The organism is Xanthomonas hortorum (assembly GCF_011305375.1).
In the GTDB taxonomy this organism is placed as follows: domain Bacteria; phylum Pseudomonadota; class Gammaproteobacteria; order Xanthomonadales; family Xanthomonadaceae; genus Xanthomonas; species Xanthomonas hortorum_E.
The window spans coordinates 139,301-165,646 of the sequence record NZ_VCME01000004.1; the positions used below are offsets into that span (position 1 = coordinate 139,301).

The window sequence follows — 26,346 nt, forward strand, 5'->3', positions numbered from 1 at the left end:
CACACTGCGTGGTGCATGCCCCACGCGGCTCCTCTGTGCGACTCACTCCTTAAGCGAACTAGAAACCAATGAAAAAATTATGCTCGATTTCCACTTGCCTCGTTGTATTGATGGGGTGCTCCACCATGTCCCTTGCACAGGCTGAAACCCATGGCAAAGGCTTCAAGCAGTCTTTGATGGTCCAGCCAGTCACCCCCATCTTTGGCACCACGAGCACCGGTGCCGGCGACCTACCCCCGAGTGTTGATCTGCGCGGTTTTGCCATTGAGCCCGGTGACCAGGGGCAAGTCAATTCCTGCGCATCCTGGTCCACGGCTCACACATTGGGCGGCTGGTACGCCAACGCAGGGAAGCAGGCTTTTAAACGATTTGCCCCCATGTATCTTTATAGCCAAGTAAATAATGGTGTCGATGAAGGTAGCTACATCGAAACGAACCTGGATACGGCGCTTTTACAAGGAATCGACACGGAGCAGCATTATTCCTGGGGCAACTATAACTGGAAGAACAAACCAACCGCAGCCGACCGTGCCAGTGCGGCAAACCATCGAACGCCGTACAAGAAATACACTGTGATTTATTCGGGTAGCGGGAACGGAAAGGCCCCGCTGATCGAACAGATAAAACGAGCGCTAGCTGCATCAACACCGGTGGTGATCGGCTTCAACACCAGACAAGGCTTTGACGACCTAGGCGCTAACGAAGTAGACAACGACACTACTAGTCCTATCAATGGTGCGCACGCCGTCGTGGCACTTGGCTATAATCAAAGCGGGCTGATTATCGAGAACAGTTGGGGCGAGAACTGGGGCTCTGGGGGCTTTGGCACGCTGTCTTGGGAAGTAGTTGGCAAGGACGTCATTACAGCGGTAGTAACTCATTAGAAGCCGCTAAAGGAAACATGATGAGGGCCGCGTCCGCCGCAAGTGCGGGCGCGGCCAACTTCCGAACGAAGGGTACCGCCTCAATGCATCTGACTCCACTGCCAGCGTCAAACACTTGGAAATTCAATGCTCAGCCCTACAAACTAATAACCGTTAACAGAACCCGTTGAATATTGTTTCGCCAGCGGCAAAATTGCGGACACTCACCTACGGTAGCTGTATTCGGCACGATTGATGGCCCTAGACCATCTTTAGGGAACCTCTGAACAAAGCGCGGCGTTGCGGGCGAACTTGGGATTTCGCTTGCTCGCAACGGTCGCCCATGCTGAACATCAATCACTGGCACCTGATGAAGATTGCCTCAAGTGTTGAGGTTGCGGTGAGGTCGCCAAGCGCGACTTGTGAGAGGTATGCATTATCAGCCCTAGGTGTATCTTATAGAAATTTCACTAGACCAGGGATTACTGGCCTGCTTCGCATCAGCTTATAGATTTGCGCACTTAAATAGCAGCAAGGCATAGGCAAAGGTATAGTGCGAGCCACATCCACTTGACATAAGAACTATATACATTATGCCAATCCAAACCAATTATAGTGGGATCTACTCACAAAGCATGTCCAATACGCCCCGCGACCAAGATCGGTTTAATGATGAAGTGAATGTGCATCTCGATCATCTCAACTCTAAGCCCACTGGCAACCAGTTGCTGAACAAGCTGCAGCGGCTTAGTGGAAAAAAAAGACACAAGGTCACTATTCATGAGATCGCCCCCCCCGAAAATCCAGGTGCAGAGCCTGTTCTCTCACGGCACCAATTAGACGCTCATCCTAAGTTAAGCAAATTCAAAGATATTCGCGATAAAGCTGGCCGTTCATATGCTCTGAAGAAGCCGGGATGCGAAAAAAACCAGGGATCAAGTGTTGTTGTGTCGTGGAGTGCCCGTCAGACGAGCATTGAGCTGAACGACGATGGGGACCCAACCAATAAGGTGACCTCCAGTAACATCGACAAAGTTTCGGCATTGGGACACGAATTGGTGCATGCAAGGCATATAATGGCTGGAACGTGGAAAGGCTCATATGAAGACGAACGTGACCCAGACACTCCCACCGGAAAGGAAGAGTTGCGTGCTGTCGGCTTAGGAGAATACAAATATTCTCAGTCAGGCGAACCATCGGAAAATTCTATTCGAGCCGAGCACGGTTTACAAAAACGGGTTAGCTACCATCACAGTGGCTATAGAAGCGAGTGAATCGCACGACGGCATGACCTTTCGCCCACGCCATTTTGACGAGGGCGTATTGCGTGCTACCGGCTTCTGCAAAATGTAAGAATGCGCGACTTGATGGACCATGTTTAGCCGGTCCCGGATCTCTGCACCACCCAAAGTGCAGAACCTGTAGCTGCATTCATCTTTCGCTAACGCTCAATGACCACAGCGGCCCATCAAAGCCGCTGAAGCGCCAACTGATCCAGGATGGTGCGCATGGCACCGGCCGCATCAAAGATCGCGCTGCCCAACACGGGCAAGGTGCGGCGGTCCAGCCGATCGGCGTTGCCGGCAGCGATCACATCGCCATGAGCGGCGATGGTCAGCAGCAACTGATCCAGCGCATCTACTTGCTCCATCGTGATGCCGAAGGCAAACGCATCACGCTGCATGCCATCCCCTGCCCGCCTGCGTGTGCGGGGCGACGCCATCACCGGCCGGCTCATGCGGCCTCCCCCGTGTCAGCACGCTCGCTGCCAGAGACGTCGGGCTCCAGCCGCGCGGGCCACTGCACCTGCGCCAGTGCCTGCGTCACCTGCTCGGCCAGCAGCTCCAGGCAGCACGCCAGCTCGTCCATGTGGATGGCTGGCTGCCGCAACTGCTCTTCGGCCTGCGTGCGTGGCTGCGCAAGGCGCGCCAGAAAGCGCATGTGGTCGCGCAATTGCTGAAGGCGGTACTGCGCGCCTTCTGGCAGGTAGTAGCCCGGGTGTGACTGCGCATCGCGTACAACGTCCGACATGGCCTGCTCCTCATTCCATGGAATCAGCCCGCCCGCCGCAAGGCGGCGGACGGGAAGTCGGGAGGCTCGAAACCGCGTATAGCCGGCGGGCGTATTCCCCTTGCGGGTGTTGTATTAGCCGCCCTCCCGACGCAGGCATCACGTCGGTTGCACCCGCAAAAGTTGCAGGCACAAAAAACCCACCGGTTTGTCGGAGGTGGGTACCGCTATACGGGGAGTTTCGAGGCTCCGTAGGGTGATCGTGCTACTGCAGATTACCGCCGTCAAGGCCTTCGGCACCTGCAATTTCATATAGGCAGTAGGGCCATTCCAGACGAATCATCAGGCAGAAGCATCTATGCTGCCGCCGAATTTCATTGAGGCAACGACTTAGTTGTCGACAAAAGACTGGGAACTCATAGGAAAAACTTGCGCAGCTGCCAACAAATTCGCTGTGGACGGCCCAAGCCATCGCATATCGGTCCATCGCATCCGGCGCTAGAATGACGACGGCAGCATCGGTGACCTATGAGGGCTACCGCGCGATGCCATCCCGCCGGGCGCCAAGTACGGATACGCGTGTGACTGTCGACAGCAACTTTTCCTTCCTGCAGGAACACGATCCGGTCTTCTTCAAACTGGCCTCGATGGCCGAGCAGGTCTTTGCCAGTGATCCCAACACCACGCTGATCAAGCTCCGGCAGTTCGCCGAAGCACTTGCCCAGGATCTCGCTGGGCGCGCCGGCATCATCCACGACCAACGGACAACCCAGGCGGATCTGATCTACCAGCTCACACGCGAGCTGCGCCTGGACCGGCGGATCCAGGAGCTGTTCCACGTACTGCGGGTCGAGGGCAACAAGGCGACCCACGGCTTCACCACGCAACACCGCGAAGCGATGGATGGCCTGAAGGTCGCCCGCGACCTGGCGGTCTGGTACCACCGGGCCTTCGGCAGGAACGCCGCCGAATTCAAGGCGGGTGCTTTCGTGCCCCCGAAGGATCCAGCCGCGCCGTTGCGTGAAGTGCAGGCCGAGGTCCATCGCCTGAAAGCGGAGCTGGATACCGCTCGCCAGCAACACGATCAGAGCCAGGCGCTCGCCGAACTCAAGAGCAGCGAAGCCAAGCTCAACGCTGAGCTCGCCGAAGCGATGGACGTCGAAGCGCGTGAGCAGTCGGCGCTGGCAGTCCAACGCGAACAGGAACTGCAACGGCTTCGCCAGGACTTCGAACAACGCATCGCCAGCCTGCAACAGCCGGATACCGCCCGCCAGGCCGCCACCCAACAGGTCGCCGGCGCCACCCAGCAGGCCAGCAACAACTTCGACCTCAGCGAAGACCTCACCCGCATCCTGATCGACCAACAGCTGCGCGAGGCCGGCTGGGAAGCAGACTCGCTCGACCTCACCCACGCCAAGGGCATCCGCCCGGAAAAAGGTCGCAATCTCGCCATCGCCGAGTGGCCCACCAAGGTGCCGCGCGCCAACGCCGACTATGTGCTGTTCGCCGGCCTCACGCCGGTCGCCGTCGTCGAGGCCAAGCGCAAGCAGATCAACATCGCCGACCGGATTCCCCAGGCCGAGCGCTACGCGCGCGAGTTTGTGATGAGTGGCGAGCTGGCCCCCGCCTACTCGGCCACCCCCTCGATCGCAGGCTGGGCCGATGGCCAGGGCGGCCATTTCCAGGTGCCGCTGGCATTCGCCTGCAACGGCCGTCCTTATGTTAAGCAGCTGGCCGAGCAATCGGGCATCTGGTTCCGCGACCTGCGCTCACCGGCCAATCTGCGGCGCCCGCTGCAGAAGTTCCACACGCCCGAGGACATCGCCGATCTACTCACCCGCGATCGCGACCAGGCCGAGCGCGATCTGGCCCAGGAAGGTTTCGCCTACCTCAACCTGCGCGACTACCAGCAGCGCGCGATCCTGGCAGTGGAAGGCGCGCTGGCATCGGGTTCACGCAACTGCCTGCTGGCGATGGCGACCGGCACCGGCAAGACGCGCACAATGATTGGCCTGATCTACCGTCTGCTCAAGGCCGAGCGCTTCCACCGGATTCTGTTCCTGGTCGACCGCTCCGCGCTCGGCACCCAGGCCACCGAGACGATGCAGGACATGCAGCTGGAGCAGAACCAGACGCTGGCGCAGATCTACAACCTCGATGGCCTGGACGACACCCGCACCGCCGATGAGACCCGCGTGCAGGTCGCCACGGTGCAGGCCATGGTCCGGCGCATTTTCCAGTCCGATGACCCGCCACCGATCGGCACCTTCGACTGTATCGTCGTCGACGAGGCCCACCGCGGTTACACGCTCGACCAGGAAATGACCGAAGGCGAACTGGCCGTGCGCGACCACGCGCAATACCTGTCGCAATACCGCCGCGTGCTCGACTACTTCGATGCCTGCCGTATCGGCCTGACCGCCACGCCGGCCAAGCACACCACCGAGATCTTCGGCAAGCCGATCTACACCTACAGCTACCGCGAAGCAGTGGCAGATGACTGGCTGATCGACCACGAGCCGCCCATCCGCTACACCACCGCGCTCGGCAAGAACGGCATCCACTTCGATCGCGGCGAGCGCGTCAGCGTCATCAACACGCAGACCGGCGAAGTCGATACCGCAGACCTGGAAGACGAACTCGACTTCAATATCGAGTCGTTCAACCGGCGTGTGATCACCGCGGACTTCGACCGGGTCGTCTGCGAGCAGCTCGCCATCGAACTGGACCCGGACGGCGAGGAAAAGACCCTGATCTTCTGCGTCAGCCAGCCCCACGCCGAACGCGTCAAGAACCAGCTGGACGAGGCCTTCAAACAGGTCCATGGCAATTACTACAACCAGGCCAGCGTCGCGGTGATCACCGGCAAAAGCGACAAGGTCGACCAGCTGATCCGCAACTACAAGAACGAGCGCTACCCCAATATCGCCATCACCGTCGACCTGCTGACCACCGGCATCGATGTGCCGCGTATCGCCAACCTGGTGTTCATGCGCCGGGTCCGCTCGCGCATCCTCTACGAACAGATGAAGGGCCGCGCCACCCGCCGCTGCGACGACATCGGCAAGACCGTGTTCCGCATCTTCGATCCGGTCGATCTGTACGCCGCGCTCGAAGACGTCGACACCATGCGCCCGCTGGTCAAGGACCCCAACATCAGCATCGAGCAGCTGGTCCACGAGCTCGGCCAGCAGCGCAGCTTCGATGCCCCCGGCAGCAACGGCGGCAGCCATGCCGACGACGCGCTCGACCAGTTGAGCCAGCGCATCATGCGCGTGCTGCGCAAGGCCCAGCATCGCGCCGAGCAGCGCCCGGATCTGCGCGACAAGCTCAGCGAGCTGGAAACCTCCTGGGGCGTGGCGCCCGCCGTGCTGCACACCCACCTGCACAAGCTCGGCGCGCGCAATGCGGCCAGCTTCCTCCGCGAACACCCGCGCCTGGTGGAGCAACTGGCCGAAGTGGGCGTGCTGCTGGGCACGGACCGCTACCCTGTCATTTCCGAACACACTGACACCCTGCTCGAACGCGCACAGAACTACGGCGTCAACGAGGCACCGGCCGATTACCTGGACAGTTTCAACGCCTTCATCCGCGAGCAGATCAATCAGTCCGCCGCGCTCAGCGTCATCGTCAACCGCCCCCGCGACCTCACCCGCGCCCAGCTGCGCGAGGTGCGCCTGCTGCTCGACCAGCACGGCTACAGCGAGGCCCACCTGCGTGGCGCGTGGCGCGACAGCACTCAGCAGGAGGTCGCCGCCAGCATCATCGGCTACATCCGCCGTGCCGCGCTGGGCGAGGCATTGGTGCCGTTCGAGCAGCGCGTCGACAAGGCCATGCAGGGCATCTATGCCCAGCGCAGCTGGACACCGGTGCAGCGGCGCTGGCTCAAGCGGCTGGCCCAGCAGCTGATACACGAGGTGGTGATGGACCGCGACACCGTGCAACGCAACTTCAGCGGCGACGGCGGCGCCCTGCAGTTGGACCGCCTGCTCGATGGCCGGCTGGACCAAATCTTGGGCGATCTGGGCGAGCAACTGTGGGATCAGACTGGCTGAGTCGCTAGTTCACTGGCGTATGAGCCGATTAGTCGGGATAATCGGCTCACCCAACGAGCCAATTAGCGCAGCCAATCGGCTCACCGATGCCCAACCGAACAACCGAACCCCGCCCCCGCTGGATCTGGCAGCAGCCCGACTGGCCTCGCTTCCACTGGCAGGCCGATGCCCTGGCGGCACTGCTGCGCGACTGCCAGCACGCGCACGGCCAGCTGCTCGGCATGGCCGGCGCGGTTGCTGGCGACCAGCAGGCCGCCGAAGCGCTTGACACCCTGCTCTCCAACATCGTCACCTCCTCGGCCATCGAGGGCGAGCGGCTGGATGTCGGCTCGGTACGCTCCTCGCTGGCCCGCCATCTGGGCCTGGCCGAAGACAGCCCGCGCCGCACGACTGGCCGCAGCGAGGGGCTGGCCGAGCTGATGCTAGACGCCACCGGCCACGCCGACGCCCCGCTGGACCTGCCCCGCCTGCTGCAATGGCACCGCTGGCTGTTTGCCGAACAGGACAGCCTGCTGCCCACGCGTATCCGCATCGGCGCGCTGCGTGGCGATGAACCGATGCAGGTCGTCTCCGGCCGGCTCGACCGCCCCACCGTCCACTTCGAAGCCCCGCCGCGCGACGGGCTCGACGCCCAGCTCGCCGCCTTCCTCGACTGGTTCGCCAGCTCGCGCACCGACGCCACGCTAGACCCGCTGCTGCGTGCCGGCATCGCCCATCTGTGGTTCGTCACTCTGCACCCGTTCGACGACGGCAATGGCCGCCTCACCCGCGCACTCACCGATCTCGCCCTGGCCCAGGCGCAACCGCAGGCGATCCGTCTCCATGCACTGTCGGCCAGCATCCTCGCCGACCGCAGCGGCTATTACCGCAGCCTGGAAACTACCCAGAAAGGCCTGCTCGACATCACCCACTGGCTGCACTGGTTCCTCACCACCCTGCACGACAGCCTGGTGCAGGCACTGCACCGTATCGATCGGGTATTGGCCAAAGCACGCTTCTGGCAGCAGCATCACGCACAGCCGCTGTCGGCCGAACAGGTCAAGGTGCTCAACCGCCTACTCGATGGCGGCGAGCGCGGTTTCGAACACGGCATCAGTGCCTCTCAGTACCAGGCCGTGGCCAAGGTCTCCAAGGCCACCGCCACCCGCCATCTGGCCGACCTGCTGGAAAAAGGCTGCCTGCGCCGCCTGCCCGGCAGCGGCCGCAGCACCCGTTACGCCATCAACACGCCGGCCTCCAGCATCGCGCTGCCGGCCCGCACCACTTCAGAACAAGGCAGCACCCCATGACCCATAACGACATCGTCCAGAAACTCTGGAACCTCTGCGACGTCCTGCGCGACGACGGCATCAACTACAGCGACTACGTCACCGAGCTGGTGCTGCTGCTGTTCGTCAAGATGGAATACGAGCAGGTACGCAACAACGACGCCTTCGAGCACAAGCTGCCCGCCGGCAGCCGCTGGCCCGATCTCAACGGCAAGTCCGGCCTCAACCTGCTCAACCACTATCGGCAGATGCTGCTGGACCTGGGCAAGAGCAGCGATCCGATGATCGCCGCCATCTACGCAGATGCGCAGACCCGGCTCAAGGAGCCGCGCCATCTGGAAACCCTGGTCACCGCGCTCGACGGGCTGGACTGGTTCAGCGCGCGCCAGGACGGCCTGGGCGACCTTTACGAAGGCCTGTTGCAGAAGAACGCCAACGAGACCAAGTCCGGTGCCGGCCAGTACTTCACCCCACGTGCGCTGATCGACGCCATCATCCGCTGCCTGCAGCCGCAGCCTGGCGAAACCCTGCAGGATCCGGCCGCCGGTACCGCCGGCTTTCTGATCGCCGCCGATGCCTACATCAAAGCCAACACCGACGATCTGTACACGCTCGACGACAAGGCCCGCCGCTTCCAGCAGCAAAAGGCCTATACCGGCATGGAGCTGGTGCCCGGCACCCGCCGCCTGGCGCTGATGAACTGTCTGCTGCACGGCATGTCCGGCGAAGGCGCCGGCGTGGTCCAGCTCGGCAACAGCCTCGGCAATGCCGGCGCCGCCTTGCCCAAGGTGGATATCATGCTGTCCAACCCGCCATTCGGCACCGCCAAGGGCGGCGGCGGACCCACCCGTGACGACCTCACCTACAAGACCAGCAACAAGCAGCTCGCCTTCCTGCAGCATATCTACCGTGGCCTGAAGCCCGGTGGCCGCGCCGCCGTGGTGCTGCCGGACAACGTGCTGTTCGAGGCCGGCGTCGGTACCGAGATTCGCCGCGACCTGCTGGACAAGTGCAACCTGCACACCCTGCTGCGCCTGCCGACCGGCATCTTCTACGCGCAGGGCGTCAAGACCAATGTCCTCTTCTTTCAGAAAGGCACCGCCGCCAACCCGCGCCAGGACACCGGCTGCACGCAGGCGACGTGGGTCTACGACCTGCGCAGCAATATGCCCAGCTTCGGCAAGCGCACCCCGTTCGGGCCGACGCACCTCAAACCGTTCGAGGAGGCCTACGGCACCGATCCCAACGGCGCCAGCCCGCGCACCGATGAAGGTGAACAAGGGCGCTTCCGTTGCTTCACCCGCGCCCAGATCGCCGAGCGCGGCGACTCGCTGGATATCAGCTGGCTCAAGGACGCCGACAGCGTAGACGCTAATAGCCTGCCCGCGCCCGAAGTGCTGGCCGCCGAAGCGATGGCCGAACTCAGCGAAGCCCTACGCGAACTCGACGCGCTGATGCAGGCGCTGGGTGCCGGCGACGAAGCACTGGAACAGAAGCGGCTGCTGGCCGAGGTGATGGGGCTGGAAGTGACCAGCGGCGAGGTGGACGGTGAGTGAGTTGCCGGCTGGGTGGGCATCTTGCCAACTAGGAGACCTGCTGGATCACATCCAAGCCGGCAAAAACGTCAAATGCGACGAGCGTCCCCCAGAAGGCGAAGAGCCCGGCCTTGTCAAAATCAGCGCGGTCACATGGGGAAAATTCGACGAGTTAGAAAGCAAGACGTTACTGAGCGATGACGGACTTGAGGCGCGCAACAAAATCCAGCCGGGTGACCTGCTCATTTCGCGTGCAAACACCTTGGAGCTCGTCGGTGCACCAGTGATCGTGCATGCGATCACCAAGAACCTCTACCTGAGCGACAAAGTGCTTCGACTGGACATCGCTGAACCTCTTCGAGCGTGGGCGCTTGCCTGCCTCAAGTCGAAATCCGGTCGAAGCCAGATCGAAGCGCTAGCCACCGGCAATCAGCTTTCGATGCGAAACATCTCGCAAGACGCACTGCGTTCGATCGAATTGCCATTGCCGCCGCTCGCAGAGCAAAAGCGCATCGCGCAGAAGCTGGATGCGCTGCTGGCCCAGGTCGACACCCTCAAGGCCCGCATCGACGCCATTCCCGCCCTGCTCAAGCGTTTCCGCCAATCAGTAATAAGTCATGGTGTAAGCGGATCGCTTGCTGTCGATCAACACGCCTCATTCGACACCACGACGTGGCGACATATGCGCGCGGAAGACGTATGCACCAAGGTCCAAAGCGGCGGGACTCCCAAAGAAGGCTTCACCACAGAAGGCATCCCCTTTCTCAAGGTTTACAACATCGTTGATGGGCTTATCGACTTTGAATATAGACCGCAGTATATCGCTGCCGATATTCATCAAGGCTCATGCCGCAAATCGATCACAAGCCCCGGCGATGTATTGATGAATATCGTCGGCCCACCACTTGGAAAGATCGCGGTTGTACCTCAAGGAGTAGATGAGTGGAACATCAATCAGGCCATCACCCTGTTCCGCCCAAGTGAGTCGATTTCGTCCGCTTGGATTCACCTCGTTCTTCTTGAGGGAACTAACATCAGACGAATCTCCCAAGAGACCAAGGGGTCAGCTGGCCAAGTCAACATCTCGCTATCTCAATGCAGGGACTTCGTGTTTCCTATTCCACCAACTCAAATTCAGGATGAAATCGTCCGCCGCGTCGAACAGCTCTTCACTTATGCCGACCAGTTGGAAGCCAAGGTCGCCACTGCCCAGCAGCGCATCAACACGATGACCCAGAGCCTGCTCGCCAAAGCCTTCCGCGGCGAACTAGTGCCGCAGGACCCCAGCGACGAACCGGCCAGCGTGCTGCTGGAACGCATCCGCACCCAGCGCGCCGCCACGCCCAAACCAAAGCGCGGCCGCAAAAAGGTCTAATGCCCCAACGCGCCGTCTTGTAACGACCGGAACGCCGCACTAGGTCGCAGCACAAGCCGCCAGCGTAATGGGTTAGAGCATTCAGGGAAGTTCACCATCAGGAGCCATAGTGAAACTGATCCGTCTTGAGCTCATCGGCACCTATAAAGGCCTTAAGGACCAGACATTCGATTTTTCATCCTCTCGGGACGACGTAAGTGTCCTGATTGGCCCCAACGGCTCGGGAAAATCTCAAGTGATGGAGCTTATCGCCGAGATCTTTGCCTATCTCGAGCGCCGCCAGCGACCTGAATTCAAGGTCAGAGACAGCCTTGGATTCACGTTCTGCGTCACCTACGAGCTGACCTCGCCGCAAATCGAAGCGCCGATTCGTTATGTGATCGACACTCGCGAAGGCCTAGAAATCAGGATCCTTCGCGATTTTCGCGCGCCCTCGCCAGCTGCGGTTGATAAAGTCAGATGGGAAACGGTCAGCGAGGCAGTGAACCTCAATGAGGTTCGACTACCCCGAGTTGTCGGATACGCCTCCGGCTTATCAGAGAATCTGCAGCGCCCGTTCCTGAAAAATGCCGTTCAGTTCCATGACGTCATCCGGGTCCGCTCAAGGCATCAGGACGAGCTGAACTTGGCCGTCTCAGCATCGCGTAGCACCGATGCAATTGAAGAAAGATATCTGAAGCGGCATCCGGGAATATTCGCACTCAATGAAGAGGCAATAAGTACAGACAGCTTCACCTTGGATGATAGGGACACACCCGCGCCGAGAAGTATTTTCCTTGACTATGACTGCGCCTCGCTGCTGATCATGGTTATCGGAATGCTCGACAACAATCTACTCAATGAGATCTGGAGCGAAGTTCCATTCTGCCACCCTCAAAGGGCGATTCTTCATTACGATCTCCGAGGCCATTCTGCCGCTAAAGATGCAGCGAGTGATATTCAGCGACTCATCGAAATAGCAGGGAGCGAAAAACTGACGCCGCGATCATCCCGATCCTCAGAGGTGCAGTACGAACGGTACCAGCTTGATCATCTGGCTGCGGACATTGAAATTGACTACACGGATCCGCTGGTTCAACGGCGGCTTCAGGAGAACCATCGAGATCCCGCCGCGTGGTTCCTTTCGCTCTACAAGCTACAACTGCTTGGCGTTGCGGAATGGCCCTCAGATATGAAAAAGGAGCTGCGCCACGACAACTTTCAGGGGCACGTCAAAAAGCCACTCAAGGGAAAGCTGCCGCTGTCCGTGAGCGAGTTGTGGATGACCAATGGCCAGGACGCGGTGTCCATAGACGATCTCAGCGACGGCGAGCTTCAGCTATTGTTGACGCTCGGCGCTGTCTTGCTGCTAGGCGATGCCGAAACGCTTTTTCTGTTCGACGAGCCCGAGACACATCTGAATCCGAGCTGGCGAACGCGATTCCATTTGGACTTCCGCCGCGCCAATCTCGAATCGGGTCTTTCACAAGCACTCATTTCTTCTCACTCACCCTTCCTAGTCTCGTCATTGCCTCGCGAATCAGTTTTTCATTTCCAGAGGTCCGATGGAGCAACGACGATGGACTTGCCTGCGAGCGAGACGTTCGGCGCATCATTCGATGTACTGATCAAGAAGCACTTCGATCTGAAAGCAGCGATTTCCGATACAGCCATTTCGGAAATCCGTTCGAAGCTGGATAGTTCGCAAATGAGTACGCATCAGAAAATAGCTTGGCTTACAGAATCGTTAGGTGATTCGATGGAACGCTCCTATCTGATCAAGCGACTGGGGTCCGAATAATGCTCTTAAGCATCAATCCATGCCTGGAGCCGTCAAGAATTTTCACCGGACTCAACCAATTACTTAGAGAAGTCGTGATCTCTGCACTACACGGGCGACCCGTCGACGAACATCAAATGCCGGAGGGGCTCTATGCTGCAGTTTTCAGCAATGGTCCTACCGTCGAGAAAATTTCTAATTTTTGCACCAGTGTTTCTACTCTGATGAATGCAGATAAGGCATCTCTATTAGCAGCCATAGACGCGAACATCGAGCCCACCAACTTCCTAGGAGACCGCTCCGTTCCTCTGGTAGCTATTCCGGATACGATTTTTAAGGAACTGAAGCAGTTGGCGGTCCACCTGTACGAGCGAACTGCCGATCTGGCCGGGGTAGAGACAACTTGCGGCGAGACCGTGTCGGATCACTTTTCGCGCTTTCGAGATAGCGCTCCGCCAGGAAATGGCAACATTTGTTGCGTCTGCGGCACAGAATCACTGGCGCAGATGCAGTCAAGCGCTGAGGACGGGCAATGGCGCGGACCTTATGATCACATTCTTCCCAAGGACAAATATCCGCTGTATGGAATTCATCCGGGAAACCTGATCCCCATCTGTCAAACCTGCAACTCAAAAGCAAAGTTAGCAAAGGACCTGCTATTTAACGGAATACACAGACGCCTAAGCTTCTACCCCTGGACCGAAATGGTGCACCCCGATGAAATCCAAGTTGGAATTTCCTCGGATGCGGGCCTCCCGCAGCTCGTCATCAGCCTCACAAGCGAATGCCCGTGCCGGAGAGAAAAGCTGCAAACCTGGGACGATATCTACAAGATTCGGGCACGCGTGAAAGGAGAATTCTTACCGCTGGTCGAGAAGATTTTCGAAGATATCCCTGTCGAAACAGAGGCGGCATTTCTCGCAGGACTGAGACACAGTGCGAATGCCAGAGCCTGCAAGGTGAGACTTACGGCCTTCAATTATTGGCGAGCGCGCCTTTACATGGCAGTGATCGAAATGGAGCAAGGTGCGCGTGAAGCCCTCCGCGAAACGATAAAGGGCGAGGCTCCAGCCGATATTGAGATGAATGCGTTATTTTTCTCCCCTTAGGGATGATCTGAACGATGTGACCTGAATGCTTGACTAGCGTTCTCCGCCAATGGATCCGACACCAGCAGGCCAACGACTGCCCCGCCGAGGAAGACCACGTGGTCGCAAAGTTCGCCCAGTACATCCGCAATGACCAGCAGATGCGGCAAGTTAGGATCATCAGACCGCATCACCAAGCCCCAGCAATTGTTTGAGATAGTGCGCTGCCAACGTGCGCTCGCGGGCGCGCACGCTGCGCAGGGCGTCCTGCAGCGCCAGCAGTTGGTGCAAGGCAGGGTCGGCCAGCGCAGCGTTGGGCGCACCGGACGACAACGGCGACAAGCCGGGGCCTTTGGCTGTGCCCTGCGCGCTTGGCCACACCGGTGCCTCCCCAGGGACGCTGGCAATCGCAGTGGACAGTGGGGGCACGCCGAAGGCCGTAGGAATGCCACGCCTTAGCGGCCCGATCACGGCGGGGAAGGCATAGCGCACGCCGTGGACCGCAAACTCGTGCAGCGCCGTGCGCACCGTCTCCCACTCGCCGCGACTTTTTTCCAGCGCCAAGCCGGATGCCACCGCGCGCTTGACGCTGCGATGCACCTGCGAGGCGCTCATGCCCAGCGCTTCTCCAAGCGAGGCATAGGTCCAGGCCTGGAATGAGGTCTACCGCTCAACGGCAGAAGCCAGACACGCTCACCCAATTCCCCGCAGCGCCACCCGAATCGCCTCCCCCGCCAGCCGCGCACTCGCCAACAGACGCTCCAGGCTCTGCCCATGCCGGGCACTGGCGGACAGCCCGGCCATGGTGGTGCTGACGAAATCGGCCAGCCGGTCTGCGTCGTGCGGGCACTGCTTGGCGATGTGGGAGCGGATCAACTCCTGGGCTGCGACATGAAAGCCGCAGGCCGCCTCGCGCGCCTGCGCGTCGTTGCTGCGCGTGCCTTCCAGCACCAGGCAGCCGGTGGCGGCGGGGTCTGCGGCGTAGCAGCGGGCTGCCTGCTCCAGTGCGTCGGCCAGCGGGCGGGCGGTGTCCAGGAGTTGCGGCAGCGGGATGACCCCGGTCTGTGCGTAGCGGTCGAGGATGCGCGCATACAGGCCGGCCTTGCTGCCGAAGGCGGCATAGAAACTCGGCGGGTTGATGCCCAGCGCCTGGGTGAGGACCGCGGTGCTGGCCGACAGCGCCGACCGCGATGCGGTCATCGACACGGTGCGCCGCAGCGGGCCGCTGGATGTGCTGGTGATCAACTCCGGCATCGCCTTGTTCGGCGATGCGCTGGACCAGGATCCGGACGCGGTGGACCGGCTGTTCCGCATCAACGTGCACGCGCCCTACCACGCCGCCGTGGAGGCCGCGCGGCAGATGCCGCCCGGCGGGCGGATCATCGTGATCGGCTCGGTCAACGGCGACCGCATGCCGCTGCCCGGCATGGCGTCCTACGCGCTGAGCAAATCCGCGCTGCAAGGGCTGGCACGCGGGCTGGCCCGCGACTTCGGGCCGCGTGGCATCACCATCAACGTGGTGCAACCGGGCCCGATCGATACCGACGCCAACCCGGAAAACGGGCCGATGAAAGATCTGATGCACAGCTTCATGGCGATCAAACGCCACGGCCGCGCCGACGAAGTGGCCGGCATGGTGGCCTGGCTGGCAGGCCCGGAAGCGAGCTTTGTCACCGGCGCGATGCATACGATCGATGGTGCGTTTGGAGCATGACGCGGCGGCGTCTGCATTGGCTATGGCGATGAGGGAACTGCGGACATCACGGCCCCGCAAAGCCCGCCTCACGTTGCGAGCGAACGGCCAGCACAAACACCGTGTCGATCTGCGCGACATGGCAGTACAGCGCCAGATAGCCGTGCGCGCCGCGACCGATCACCAGTTCGCGCTTGTCGCCGCCAGCCGGCCGGCCGATCAGCGGGTTGGTTTCCAGCACATCGATTGCCGCAATGATCTCGTGCAGGCGTGCTGCGACATGTGCGGCCTCATGGCGCTGGAGGTGGTCGAAGATCCGCTCAAGATCCTGTGCGACCTCCGGTGCCAGTTCGATACGCGCCATGCTACCGGGCTAGTTTGCGGGCCGTGGGACGCTTTGCCGGCTCGCCGGCCATGCGCTTTTCCAGATAGCCACGCATGTCGTCCCAGGCGATGGTTTTCCCGGACGCGACAATGCCGGCATAACGCTGCTCGGCAACCGCATCGAAATCGGCACGACGCTCTACCGATTCCGCCTTTTCGGCGATCGCTTCCAGGATGAAACTATGTGCCGTCGTGCCGCCCCGCTTCGCTGCTGCAGCAACGCGCATCTTGAGTTCGTCTGGAAGACGGATGGTTGTGGTGCTCATGAAATCCTCGAGCTTGTGCATTTCGTACGCGCGAATGTAGCACAGCTGTGTCACAGCACCTTGCATCTACACCGCATGCCGGTTGCCGGCCTGCTCGAAAGCGACCGCGTCCGGGCGGGCGCCTACGCGCCTCCCCCAGCGCGGACCGGGGCACTGCACTGACAGCGTGGAGCACCTAAAGCACTGCAACCAGGCGTGCGAGTCAGGGTCTCCTCACCCCCTTCTGCTTTTGCAAGCACGCCTCGCTCCCCACCTCCCGGTGACTGCCGGCGCGGCAAGGAAAAGCCCGGCAAGGCCGGGCTGTTTCCTGTGCTGCGATGACTGCAACGCTCAGCGTTTGCGCTGTTTCAACCACGCCTTGATCTGCGGCAGCGACGCCGCCCGCAGCTTCACCCGCGTCTGGATCGTATTGATGGCGTTGTCTGCGGCCTGCCGCGAGGTCGGCGCGATGTACTGGTCGGCATAGGCCTTGATCCTGTCGGCGGTGGCAAGCTCTGCCGAGTCCATGCCCAGGCCGGGGTAGTAGCGGGCACGCGAGGTGGAGTCCACCAGGGTGTCCACCTGCGTGCGATGCGCCACGGCGAAATCGAAGGCAAGCTCCGGATGCTGGGAGGCGACCCGGTCGATCATGCTCGCACCGGTCGTGGCGCCCGGTTCCGGTGTCAACGCCAGGGCCAGCGCGCGCTTGGCCAGCGCCTCGTCGTTGGGCATGGAGAGGAAATCGTAATAGGTGTCGCGCACCATCGACGAGGTTTCCTGCTTGGCCAAGGCATGCAAGGCGTCCCAGGTGGCGGTGTCGGCATTGCGCGCAACCGCACCCAGCACGCTGTCGCGCAGCTCCGGCGACAGCGATGCGGGATTGGCCTGGAAGGCGGCAAAGCGCCGGCGCGCCTCTGCGATCACTGCGGCATCTCCCATGTCGCTGAGGCTGGCGATCAGGCGCGTACGCAGTTGCTGGATCTGAGACGAATCGCCATCGCGGTTGTCCCAGCCCAGCGTTGCGAATTCGGCCGACAGGCGCGGCACGGCATAGGCACGCCACGCAGCGCGCGCAGCTGGGTCGCGCTCGAAGCTGCCATCCACGCCATCGTAGATGCTGGCGACCATGTCCCACACATCGGGCGATGAGCCGACCGCCACCTGGGCGGTGAGATTCAGTACGTCGGCCTCTGCCTGTACGCCCGCGCCGGCCAGTGCGTTGGTGTCGTTCAACACGCCCAACTGGTCCACTACCGGCAGCGCGCCAAACCTGCTGGTTAGCGCCTTGAACTGTGCGGGCGCATACAAGGTGCGGAAGTAGCCCTTTTGCCCGGCATTGACCACCACCGGTGCGTTGCAGCCCGGCACCTGCACCTGTGCAGTGCCGTCTACCAGCACGCGTACCGGCGTGTTATCGCCGCTGCGCAGAACGACCGGCACATGCCAGCGCAACGGCTGCTTGTCGGGGCGGTCCAGCGTGAACTCGCCCTGCTCCAGCGTCACCGTGGCCTGGCCGCCGACGCAACGGCTGCTGGCCTTGATCAACGGCACGCCCGGCTGCAGGGTGAAGTCATGTGCTACTTGAGTGAACTGCTTGCCTGGGGCCACCGCGTCGATCTGCTGCCACAACTGGTCGGTCACCGCATTGCCGTACTGGTGCTGCTTGATGTAGCTACGCACGCCGGTGCGCCAGCGATCGGAGCCGACGTAGTCTTCCAGCATGGCAATCACCGCCTCGCCCTTCTCGTAGGTGATGGCGTCGAAGGCCTGGCTGGCCTGCTCCACAGTGGCCACGTGCTGCACCACCGGGTGGGTGGTCGCATACGCATCGCGCAGCATCGCCGCGCGGCTCTTCTGGGCCGGGCCGGTCTTGTCGATATCCCATTCCGGATGCAGTTTTGCCGTGGTGCGCGCTTCCATCCAGTTGGCGAAGCCTTCGTTGAGCCACAGGTCGTCCCACCACGCCATGGTCACCAGATTGCCGAACCACTGGTGCGCGATCTCGTGCGCAGCGATGGTGAAGACGCCCTGCTTGTCGGTGATGTTGGACACCGCCGGATCCAGCAACAACGAGTATTCGAAGGTAAAGATCGCACCCCAATTTTCCATGGCGCTGAAGAACTGGCTGCGCCCGGGCGCGGCGATATTGTCCAGCTTGGGCAATGGATACGGGATACCGAAGTAGTCGTTGTACTCGTGCAACACGTTGCGGCCGGATTCCAGTGCGAACTGCGCCTGGCTCACCTTGCCCTTCTGCGCGATGACGCCGATCTCGGTGCCGTTGTCGGCGGTGACGGTGGCACGTTCGAAATCGCCCACGCTGACGAACAGCAGGTATGTGGACATCTTGGGCGAGGTCTGGAACGCGATGCGGGTGCGCCCGTTTGCGCCCGGCCGGGACGAGGCAACGGGCATGTTGCTCACCGCCATCTGCCCGGCCGGCGCATTGATCGCCAGGTCGAAAGTGGCCTTGAAGTTGGGCTCGTCCCAGGAAGGAATGAAGCGGCGCGCATCGGAGTTTTCAAACTGGGTGAACAGCGCGCGGCGCGGACCTTGTGCGGTGGTGGAATCCAGCGCGAACAAGCCGTTGGCCTGGGTGTTGATCGTGCCGCTGTAGGCCAACGTCACTACATATTTGCCCGGCGCCAGCGGCGTGCCAGTGGCAATGCTGGCGGTTTGTGCGTCCGCGTCGGTGGTGACGGTGGCCGCCACCGGCTTGCGGCCTGCCGCGGCCAACGTGGCCTTGCCGAAGGTCAGCTGCGCGGCCTGCAGCACGATGGCATCGGAGGGTGCCAGCACCTCGACATCGATGCTGACCTTACCGTCGAAGGCCATCGTGTCGGCATGCGGGGTGATGTCGATGGCGTAGTGGCTGGGCCTGGCGGTACGCGGCAACTGGGTGGTGATGGCCGATGCGGCAGAGGTGGCGGTGGCCGGTGCGGATTCGGCAGCGTGGGCGGCACTGGTCAGGGCGGTAGCGGCCAAGGCCAGGGCAATGGCGGTCGCCAGGGAAAGACGCATGGGAGTTCTCGTTAGGCGGGGGAGAAGCGCAGGCTGCGCAGTGCCGGCGATGATCCTCCCCTCGCGCTCGCTCGCGCACCGCCAAAGGTCATGCCAATGCTCAGCAATCCTCAAAAGAAAACGGCCCGGACAAGCCGGGCCGTTTTTCGCGTTGCAACTGCGTCAGCCGATCAGGCGAACGGATCCTGCAGCACCATCGTGTGGTCACGATCCGGGCCGGTGGAGACGATGCTGATCGGGCAGCCGGCCAGTTCTTCCAGCGCGCGCAGGTAGGCACGCGCGGCGACGGGCAGCTTGTCCCACTCGGTGATGCCGTGGGTGTTCTCGGTCCAGCCCGGGAACTCCAGGTACACGGGGGTGCACTCTTCCCAGCCCTGCGCGTCCAGCGGTGCGTATTCGGTGCGCTTGCCGCGGTATTCGTAGGCGATGCAGACCTTGAGCTTTTCCATGCCGTCGAGCACGTCGAGCTTGGTGATGCACAGGCCGGAGATGCCGTTGATGGCCACCGCCCGCTTGAGCGCGACGATGTCCATCCAGCCGCAACGACGCGGGCGGCCGGTGGAAGCGCCGTATTCGGCGCCGCGGTCGCGAATGCCCTGGCCTACTTCGTCGTCCAGCTCGGTCGGGAATGGGCCGCCGCCCACGCGCGTGGCGTAGGCCTTGGCGATGCCGAGCACGTAGTCGATGGCGTCAGCGCCTACGCCGGTGCCGGCCAGTGCGCCGCCCACGGTGGTGTTGGAACTGGTGACGTACGGGTAGGTGCCGTGGTCGATATCCAGCAACGCGCCCTGCGCGCCTTCGAACAGCACGCACTTACCCTGCTTACGCAGGTCGTGCAGGATGCCGGCCACATCCGACTTCATCGGCTGCACGTACTCGCCGAAGGCCAGCGCCTCGTCGAAGGTCTTCTGGAAATCCACCGCGTCCACGCCCAGGTACTTGGTCAGCACGAAGTTGTGGTAATCCAGCGCGGTGCGCAGTAGTTCTTCCAGCTGCGGCGGGTAATGCAGGTCGGCGATGCGAATACCGCGGCGAGCGACCTTGTCTTCGTACGCCGGGCCGATACCGCGGCCGGTGGTGCCGATAGCCTTGCCGCCGGCGGCCTTCTCGCGCGCCTGATCCAGGGCGATGTGGTACGGCATGATCAACGGCGCGGCCGGGGAGATCTTCAGGCGCGAGCGCACTTCCACGCCGGCCGATTCCAGCTCGCCGATCTCCTTGATCAACGCGGCCGGGGAGATCACCACGCCATTGCCGATCAGGCACAGCGCGTCGTCGCGCAGGATGCCGGAGGGGATCAGATGCAAGACGGTCTTCTTGCCGTTGATGACCAGGGTGTGGCCGGCGTTATGGCCGCCCTGGAAGCGGACGACCGCACCGATCTCTTCGGTGAGCAGATCGACGATCTTGCCTTTGCCTTCATCGCCCCACTGGGCACCGAGCACGACAACTGACTGACCCATGACGGGTGAACTCCTGAGTTTTGCTGCGGCCATCGGGGCCGCGGGATGGGACCGGTTCACGGCTGGCGGCGACACCTGGCGCGCAGCTCCATCGGGGAGCGTTGCAATGGCGCGAAAGCCCTGACACGGAAAAAGCCGAACGGAGTGCTCTGAGTGGAGCGTGCCCGGCCGGCTTTTGTGCATTATCCGGGTTTCGGGTGGCAGGCACTACCCCTTGCAGGCGGCGGATCGGGGGGCTGGTCAGATTGCGGCTGGCCGTCGGTTGCGCGGTGCTCCGAGCGCTGCCGGTGCCTAGCCTGGGAATATCACCGTAGCGACAATCCCAAACGCCCATCGTGGGTCGTAGGAGCGCACCCGGGCGCGACAGGCGTTACCGGTGAAGCAGTCGCGCCCAGGTGTGCTCCTACGCTGCCCGTTGCGGTTGGAATGGACCACCTACTCAGTGACGCACGATCCACAGCGCGATCGCGCCCAGCACCAAGGTCACGCCGCCAATGGCGCGCAGTTGGGTGGTGGGCAGGCTGAACAGTTGCTCGACCATGCGCTTCCAGGCGGCGGGCACGGCAAACAGCAGCAGGCCTTCGATGACGGCGATCAGGCATAAAGCGGACAGAAACTCGTGCATCACCAACACCATCGCAACGTGGGAGATCCAGTGTGCCCGACAAGCCCCGCGTCGTAGGAGCGCTCCTGGGCGCGAATCGCTTTCCTGGTAATGCCAGTCGCGCCCAGGCGCGCTCCTACAGAGGCTGGTGCCTACACGTGCGATCTTGAGACATCGCGATGCGGCAGGCTCATGTCCCTTCGACCGCGCCGGGGCTACATACAAAAAAACGCCCGCATTGCGCGGGCGTTTTTGTTTCAACGCGAAGCGATCAACGATCGCTCTTGAGGTATTGCAGGAACGGGTCGTTCTTGTCCAGCACCACCACGCCATTGCCATCGGTCATGGAGCCGCGATACGCCTCAAGGCTGCGATAGAACGCGTAGAACGACGGATCCTTGGAGCCGGCCTGGCCGTAGATGCGGGCGGCGTCGGCGTCGCCTTCGCCGCGCAGCTTCTGGGCATCGCGCTCGGCGTCGGCCACGATCACGGTGGACTCGCGGTCGGCCTGGGCGCGGATGGTCAGGGCCTGCTCTTCGCCTTCGGCGCGCAGCTTGCTGGCTTCCTGCTTGCGCTGGGCGCGCATGCGTTCGTAGACGTCGGTGATCACCTGGCTGTCGGTCGGCAGGTCGATCTGCTTGATGCGCAGGTCGGTGATCTGCATGCCCAAGCCCTTGATGGCGCCGTTGATGCCCTTGAGCTGGTTGGCGATCAATTCGCTGCGGTCGCCGGAGACCAACTGTTGCAAGGTGCGCGAGTTGATCTGGTTGCGCAGCGAGTCGGTGATGATCGGGGCCAGGCGCGAATTGGCCACCGACTCCTCACCACCGGTGGCGCGGTAGAACGCACGCACATCGGAGATATAGCCGATGGCGAAGAAGTCCACGCTCACGTCTTTCTGCTCGGCGGTGAAGTAGCGCGCCGGGGCGGTGTCCAGCACCTGGAAGCGGCGATCGAACACGCGCACCGATTCCACCACCGGCAACTTGAAGTGCAGGCCAGGCTTGAGGTCGGCACGCACCACGCGGCCCAGGTTGAGCACCATGGCGGTCTGGTCTTCGCGTACTACGAACACCGAGCCCATCAGGGCCAGCAGCACGGCGACGATCAGGCCGATGACTAGCGAATTTTTCATTGTTCGGTTCCCTCACGGCCGGTCGGGCGCGGGCCGCGCTCCGGATTGCGGATGCCCTCGCTGCTGCCGCTGCTTTGCGGCGGGTTCAACAGCACATCCTGCGGCACCATCGACGGCATGCCGCCGTTGCCCGCAGTGCCACTGCTGTTGGTAGGCTTGTTGACGTCGGCCGGCAGCGGCACGTAGATGACCTGACGGCCATCGCTGCCGATCACCTTGCGGTTCTCCGACAGTACCTTCTGCACAGTTTCCAGCCACAGGCGCTTGCGCGTGACCTCGGGGGCGTTGGCGTACTGCTCCTGCAACAAGGTGAAGCGATCGGCGTCGCCCTCGGCCTTGGAGACGGTGGCCTGCTTGTAGCCTTCGGCGCCGGTACGGGTGCGTGCACCCTGGCCGCGGGCTTCGGGCACCACCTTGGCGGCGTAGGCCTGAGCTTCGTTGATCAGGCGCTCGCGCACCTGCTGGGCACCGTTGACCTCGTCGAAGGCCGGCTTCACTTCTTCCGGCGGGCGCGCGTCGGGCAAGGTCACGCCGGTCACCGACAGACCGGTGTTGTAGGCATCCAGCGCCGCCTGCAGACGGTCCTTGGACGCAATGGCCAGCGGGCCGCGGTTGTTGAGCACGGTATTGAGGTCGGAACGACCGACCTGCTCACGCACCGCACTCTGCGCAGCCTGCTCCAGCACCAGATCGGCATTGCGCGAACCGAACAGATACTTGCGCGGGTCGCTGATCTGGTACTGCACGTTGAGCGAGACGTTGACGATGTTCTCGTCGCGGGTCAGCACCGGCACCTGATTGCTGAAGGTCTTGATCTCGGTGGCGTTGACCTTGCGCACCGACTCGACCGGCCACGGCAGCTTGAAGTTGGGGCCGGGCTGGAGGATGCGCGAGAACTGGCCGAAGCGCAGCACCACGCCACGCTGCTGCTCGCCGATGAGCTGGAAGCTGGAGAACAGCACCATCAGCACCACCGCGACCAGGATCCAGCGCCACACGCCGCCATCGAACAACTCTTTCAACGGGGCGGGCAGATTGCCCCAACCACCACCGTTGCCACCACCGCGCGGGCCCCAGGACCTGCGACGGTTGGGATCCGGGCCGTCTCCGCCCTTGTTGCCGGGTGTGTTCCAGGCCATGCACGCTCCATGATCGAGGGGCTGCGCGGGCCAGTCCCGCAGTGCCGCCGTGTTGTTTGATTCGATGATTCTACTAGATGGGGCAGACCGGCCGTTTTGAAAGGCCCCAATTGGTGCATCGGCGGTTTAGCCGGTGGGGTGAATTAAGCCGGTGGCGGGGGTGGCGGGCGGCTCGGGGCACGGTGTCGGCGCGATTTGGGGTCAAGCATCGGAGCATGCGCGCTGGAGTTGGCAGAGGGTGATCAAGCTTTCGTGCCGCCACGGTGTCCGAACGGCACCAGCAGCACAGCTGGCTTTGGCATCAACGCGAGGTGGCGCGTGGTTACCGCGATGACACGTTAGCTTGTGGTCCTGCGCAACGAAGACGCCAACTTCGCTCGCATCGCGCCAACGCACTCACGCAGTCGGCGGTTCGTCTTTCTGGTTGAACACACGCTCCATCACTTCCAGCAGTTCGTCTTCGGAGAACGGCTTGGTGATGTAAGCACGCGCGCCTTGGCGCATGCCCCACATGCGGTCGGTGTCCTGGTCCTTGGTGGTCACCAGAATCACCGGAATATGCTGGGTGGTCGGTTCGCGCTTGAGCGTGCGCGTGGCCTGAAATCCATTGAGGTTGGGCATGACCACATCCATCAACACCAGATCCGGCAGCGAGGACTTGGCCGCTTCCACGCCGGCAGCGCCATCGGTTGCGGTGATGGTTTCGTGCCCCAGCTTCTCGACGATGCGCTGAATCCCCAGCAGCTGCGACGGCGAGTCGTCGACGATCAGAATGCGAGCCATGTGTTTCCCCTAGTGTGCGCGGCGAGTGTAGTGCGCCGGCCGCGCTTACGGTAGCTGGGGCCAGGCCGGGCGCTGGATGCTTGGTGAGGCTGTTGCGATGTGCGATTTGGCGGCACGTTGTTTTTCGTCGCGGGCCGCTGCTGGCGTACTACGTCAGATAGGCGCAGTTGGATTCAACAACCTCGCAGATGGTCGTTGGTTGATGCTTCGCTTTCTTGCCGTACCCTCACCCCAACCCCTCTCCCGGCGGGAGAGGGGCTTTGATTCCCTTCTCCCATCGAGAGAAGCTGGCGCGTAGCGCCAGATGGGGAGGGGCTTCATCTCGCTTGCGCTGTTTGGTCCAGCTCACACCGTCTCGCCGAACGCCTTGGCCAGGTTGCGGTACGCCTTCTTCTGCGCATCGTCGGTGGGCGCCGGTGCAAGAATCTCCAGCTCCACGATCTGATCGCCCGGGGTGGTGCCCGGCAAACCGCGGCCGCGCAGGCGCAACTTGCGGCCGGCGTCCGGCTCGGCCGGCACCTTCAACTCCACCGACCCGCCCAGGGTCGGCACGCTGATGGTGGTGCCCAGCGCGGCCTGCCAGGGCGTGACCTGCAAGGTGTACAGGATGTTGCGCCCGTCCACCTCGAACTGCGGGTGCGCGGCGTATTCGATCTCCAGCAGCAGATTGCCGCCGCCATTGCCCTGCCCGCTCAGGCGGATCACCTGGCCGGGCTGGACGCCCTTGGGCACGCGCACGTCCAGCTGCTTGCCGTTGATGGTGATGCGTACGCTGTCGCCCGCATAGACCGCTTCCAGTGGCACCGCCAGCTTGGCGCGGGTATCGCCACGCGTTTGCGGGCCGGGGCCTGCACCGGGCCCGGCACCCGGGCCACGCGGGCGGCCGCCGCGCTGGCCGGCAAACAGGCTTTCGAAGAAATCGCTGAAGCCGCCACCGGCGCCGCCGTTGCCGAATACTTCCTCGTACTCGTAGCCCTGCCCGCCGTTGTAGTTGGGCGGGGCCTGGAACTCGTCGCCCGGGCGGAAACCCTGCGCCTTGAGCTGGTCGTAGGCCTTGCGCTTTTGCGGGTCGCGCAGCGCCTCGTAGGCTTCGTTGATCGCCTTGAACTTGTCTTCCGCGCCGGCTTCCTTGCTGACGTCGGGGTGGTACTTGCGTGCGAGTCGACGGTAGGCGGTCTTGATCTCCGCATCGCCCGCGCTCGGCTCGACGCCCAGCGTTGCGTAGTAATCCTTGAATTCCATCTAATCACCTCTGGAAAAAAACGGCCCGCAGCCAAGGCCACGAGCCAGTCATATCGCAGCCGGGCGGGCAACCGCACCTATTCTACGGTGCGGCCGCCGCCGGGGAGCGAAGCCGATGACTTCGCTCCAGGTTCGTCGCCTTACTGCACCGTGCCGCCGTTGGCGTCCTGGCCGTTACCGACCTGGATACGGCGCGGGGTGGCTGCCGGGCGCTTGGGAATGCGGATTTCCAGCACGCCGTTGTGTCCGGCGGCGGTGATGCCGTCCGGGTCGGCACTGTCGGGCAGCGCGAAGCGGCGGTGGAAGCTGCCGTAGCGGCGCTCGATGCGCGAGAAACGCTCGGTCTCGGTGCTGGACTCGCTGTTGCGCTCGCCCTTGATCGACAGGATGCCCTTGTCCATCTGCACCTCGATCTGGCTCGGGTCGATGCCGGGCAGATCGGCGTACAACACGAAGTGGTTGGGCTCTTCCTTGATGTCCACGCGCGGCACCCACTGGGCGGTCACCACCGCCGATTCGTCAGTGTCGCCGTTGTGCTCGAAGAAGCGGTCGAACACATGCTTGATTTCGTTTTGCAGGGCGTGGGTGGGCCACTGTGGATAACGAACGATGTTCATTGCGAGCCTCCATTAGGTTGGGTGAAGGGCCGGCCGCTCCGGCGTGCGCCATCGCGCTGGCCATGTG

General features: G+C 62.4%; 20 protein-coding genes and 3 pseudogenes. 9 read left to right on the plus strand and 14 right to left on the minus strand.

Annotation, left to right across the window (positions count from 1 at the left end; genetic code table 11):
- Window positions 1–68 precede the first annotated feature (68 nt).
- Entirely contained in the window at window positions 69–884 is an 816-nt protein-coding gene (locus tag FFY45_RS03630; RefSeq protein WP_176339451.1) for a C1 family peptidase, read from the plus strand.
- A 572-nt stretch (window positions 885–1,456) separates the two neighbouring features.
- On the plus strand, window positions 1,457–2,137 hold the full coding sequence (gene xopG / locus FFY45_RS03635) for a XopG/HopH/AvrPtoH family type III secretion system effector (RefSeq protein ID WP_176339452.1): 681 nt from the start codon (window positions 1,457–1,459) through the stop codon (window positions 2,135–2,137).
- A 194-nt stretch (window positions 2,138–2,331) separates the two neighbouring features.
- Here the strand turns inward: xopG and FFY45_RS03640 are convergent, their stop codons facing one another.
- Together FFY45_RS03640 and FFY45_RS03645 are read right to left on the minus strand one after the other, a co-directional pair.
- Window positions 2,332–2,547, minus strand: a complete 216-nt coding sequence (locus tag FFY45_RS03640) for a hypothetical protein (protein ID WP_439333508.1) — start codon at window positions 2,545–2,547, stop codon at window positions 2,332–2,334.
- A 50-nt stretch (window positions 2,548–2,597) separates the two neighbouring features.
- Window positions 2,598–2,894, minus strand: coding sequence for an XAC0095 family protein (locus FFY45_RS03645; protein ID WP_176339454.1), 297 nt, complete (start codon window positions 2,892–2,894; stop codon window positions 2,598–2,600).
- A 560-nt stretch (window positions 2,895–3,454) separates the two neighbouring features.
- On the opposite strand from FFY45_RS03645, the gene hsdR reads away from it, so the two are divergent.
- The 6 genes from hsdR (at window position 3,455) to FFY45_RS03675 (ending at window position 13,974) form a co-directional block, all read left to right on the plus strand.
- Window positions 3,455–6,928, plus strand: coding sequence for a type I restriction-modification system endonuclease (hsdR, locus tag FFY45_RS03650; RefSeq protein ID WP_176339455.1), 3,474 nt, complete (start codon window positions 3,455–3,457; stop codon window positions 6,926–6,928).
- An 86-nt stretch (window positions 6,929–7,014) separates the two neighbouring features.
- The gene (locus FFY45_RS03655) at window positions 7,015–8,217 is read left to right on the plus strand and encodes a Fic family protein (protein ID WP_176339456.1); all 1,203 of its coding nucleotides are present in this window, start codon (window positions 7,015–7,017) and stop codon (window positions 8,215–8,217) included.
- Window positions 8,214–9,752 carry a class I SAM-dependent DNA methyltransferase gene (locus tag FFY45_RS03660; protein WP_176339457.1) on the plus strand — a complete coding sequence of 513 codons (1,539 nt, stop codon included), beginning with the start codon at window positions 8,214–8,216 and terminating at the stop codon, window positions 9,750–9,752. The genes FFY45_RS03655 and FFY45_RS03660 overlap by 4 nt, the downstream gene beginning before the upstream one ends.
- Window positions 9,745–11,106 carry a restriction endonuclease subunit S gene (locus FFY45_RS03665; protein WP_176339458.1) on the plus strand — a complete coding sequence of 454 codons (1,362 nt, stop codon included), beginning with the start codon at window positions 9,745–9,747 and terminating at the stop codon, window positions 11,104–11,106. Before FFY45_RS03660 ends, FFY45_RS03665 begins: the two co-directional genes overlap by 8 nt.
- A gap of 109 nt (window positions 11,107–11,215) precedes the next feature.
- Entirely contained in the window at window positions 11,216–12,886 is a 1,671-nt protein-coding gene (locus FFY45_RS03670) for an AAA family ATPase (protein WP_176339459.1), read from the plus strand.
- Window positions 12,886–13,974 (plus strand): HNH endonuclease, encoded by a 1,089-nt coding sequence (locus tag FFY45_RS03675; protein WP_176339460.1) that lies wholly within the window; start codon window positions 12,886–12,888, stop codon window positions 13,972–13,974. The genes FFY45_RS03670 and FFY45_RS03675 overlap by 1 nt, the downstream gene beginning before the upstream one ends.
- Window positions 13,975–14,133: 159 nt before the next feature.
- Here FFY45_RS03675 and FFY45_RS03680 read toward each other — a convergent pair.
- Together FFY45_RS03680 and FFY45_RS03685 are read right to left on the minus strand one after the other, a co-directional pair.
- Window positions 14,134–14,607: pseudogene (locus tag FFY45_RS03680) on the minus strand (MarR family transcriptional regulator); the annotation flags it as partial.
- A 39-nt stretch (window positions 14,608–14,646) separates the two neighbouring features.
- Window positions 14,647–15,123, minus strand: a pseudogene (locus tag FFY45_RS03685) (TetR/AcrR family transcriptional regulator); the annotation flags it as partial.
- Between FFY45_RS03685 and bdcA the strand changes: the two are divergent.
- A pseudogene (bdcA, locus tag FFY45_RS03690) lies at window positions 15,113–15,667 on the plus strand (SDR family oxidoreductase); the annotation flags it as partial. The pseudogenes FFY45_RS03685 and bdcA sit on opposite strands and share 11 nt — an antisense overlap.
- 46 nt (window positions 15,668–15,713) lie before the next feature.
- Here bdcA and FFY45_RS03695 read toward each other — a convergent pair.
- The 10 genes from FFY45_RS03695 to FFY45_RS03740 all read right to left on the minus strand — a co-directional run bounded on the left by FFY45_RS03695 (window position 15,714) and on the right by FFY45_RS03740 (window position 26,279).
- The gene (locus FFY45_RS03695; RefSeq protein WP_168959491.1) at window positions 15,714–16,010 is read right to left on the minus strand and encodes a type II toxin-antitoxin system RelE/ParE family toxin; all 297 of its coding nucleotides are present in this window, start codon (window positions 16,008–16,010) and stop codon (window positions 15,714–15,716) included.
- Between the two features lies 1 nt (window position 16,011).
- A complete protein-coding gene (locus tag FFY45_RS03700; RefSeq protein ID WP_104627855.1) occupies window positions 16,012–16,296 on the minus strand; it encodes a CopG family transcriptional regulator in 285 nt (94 codons plus the stop codon).
- Between the two features lie 330 nt (window positions 16,297–16,626).
- On the minus strand, window positions 16,627–19,296 hold the full coding sequence (locus tag FFY45_RS03705) for a M1 family metallopeptidase (RefSeq protein ID WP_176339462.1): 2,670 nt from the start codon (window positions 19,294–19,296) through the stop codon (window positions 16,627–16,629).
- 170 nt (window positions 19,297–19,466) lie between these two features.
- Window positions 19,467–20,759 carry an adenylosuccinate synthase gene (locus FFY45_RS03710; protein WP_176339463.1) on the minus strand — a complete coding sequence of 431 codons (1,293 nt, stop codon included), beginning with the start codon at window positions 20,757–20,759 and terminating at the stop codon, window positions 19,467–19,469.
- 439 nt (window positions 20,760–21,198) lie between these two features.
- Window positions 21,199–21,384 carry a DUF2065 domain-containing protein gene (locus FFY45_RS03715; protein WP_255171854.1) on the minus strand — a complete coding sequence of 62 codons (186 nt, stop codon included), beginning with the start codon at window positions 21,382–21,384 and terminating at the stop codon, window positions 21,199–21,201.
- A 250-nt stretch (window positions 21,385–21,634) separates the two neighbouring features.
- Window positions 21,635–22,498 carry a protease modulator HflC gene (gene hflC, locus FFY45_RS03720; RefSeq protein WP_023902980.1) on the minus strand — a complete coding sequence of 288 codons (864 nt, stop codon included), beginning with the start codon at window positions 22,496–22,498 and terminating at the stop codon, window positions 21,635–21,637.
- Window positions 22,495–23,637: an FtsH protease activity modulator HflK gene (gene hflK / locus FFY45_RS03725; protein WP_176339465.1), complete on the minus strand. Its 1,143-nt coding sequence runs from the start codon at window positions 23,635–23,637 to the stop codon at window positions 22,495–22,497. Before hflK ends, hflC begins: the two co-directional genes overlap by 4 nt.
- A 396-nt stretch (window positions 23,638–24,033) precedes the next feature.
- Window positions 24,034–24,420 (minus strand): twitching motility response regulator PilH, encoded by a 387-nt coding sequence (gene pilH, locus FFY45_RS03730; RefSeq protein WP_023902978.1) that lies wholly within the window; start codon window positions 24,418–24,420, stop codon window positions 24,034–24,036.
- A gap of 345 nt (window positions 24,421–24,765) precedes the next feature.
- Entirely contained in the window at window positions 24,766–25,662 is an 897-nt protein-coding gene (locus FFY45_RS03735; RefSeq protein ID WP_176339466.1) for a DnaJ C-terminal domain-containing protein, read from the minus strand.
- A 140-nt stretch (window positions 25,663–25,802) separates the two neighbouring features.
- Window positions 25,803–26,279, minus strand: coding sequence for an Hsp20/alpha crystallin family protein (locus FFY45_RS03740; protein WP_095574891.1), 477 nt, complete (start codon window positions 26,277–26,279; stop codon window positions 25,803–25,805).
- Between the last annotated feature and the right edge of the window lie 67 nt (window positions 26,280–26,346).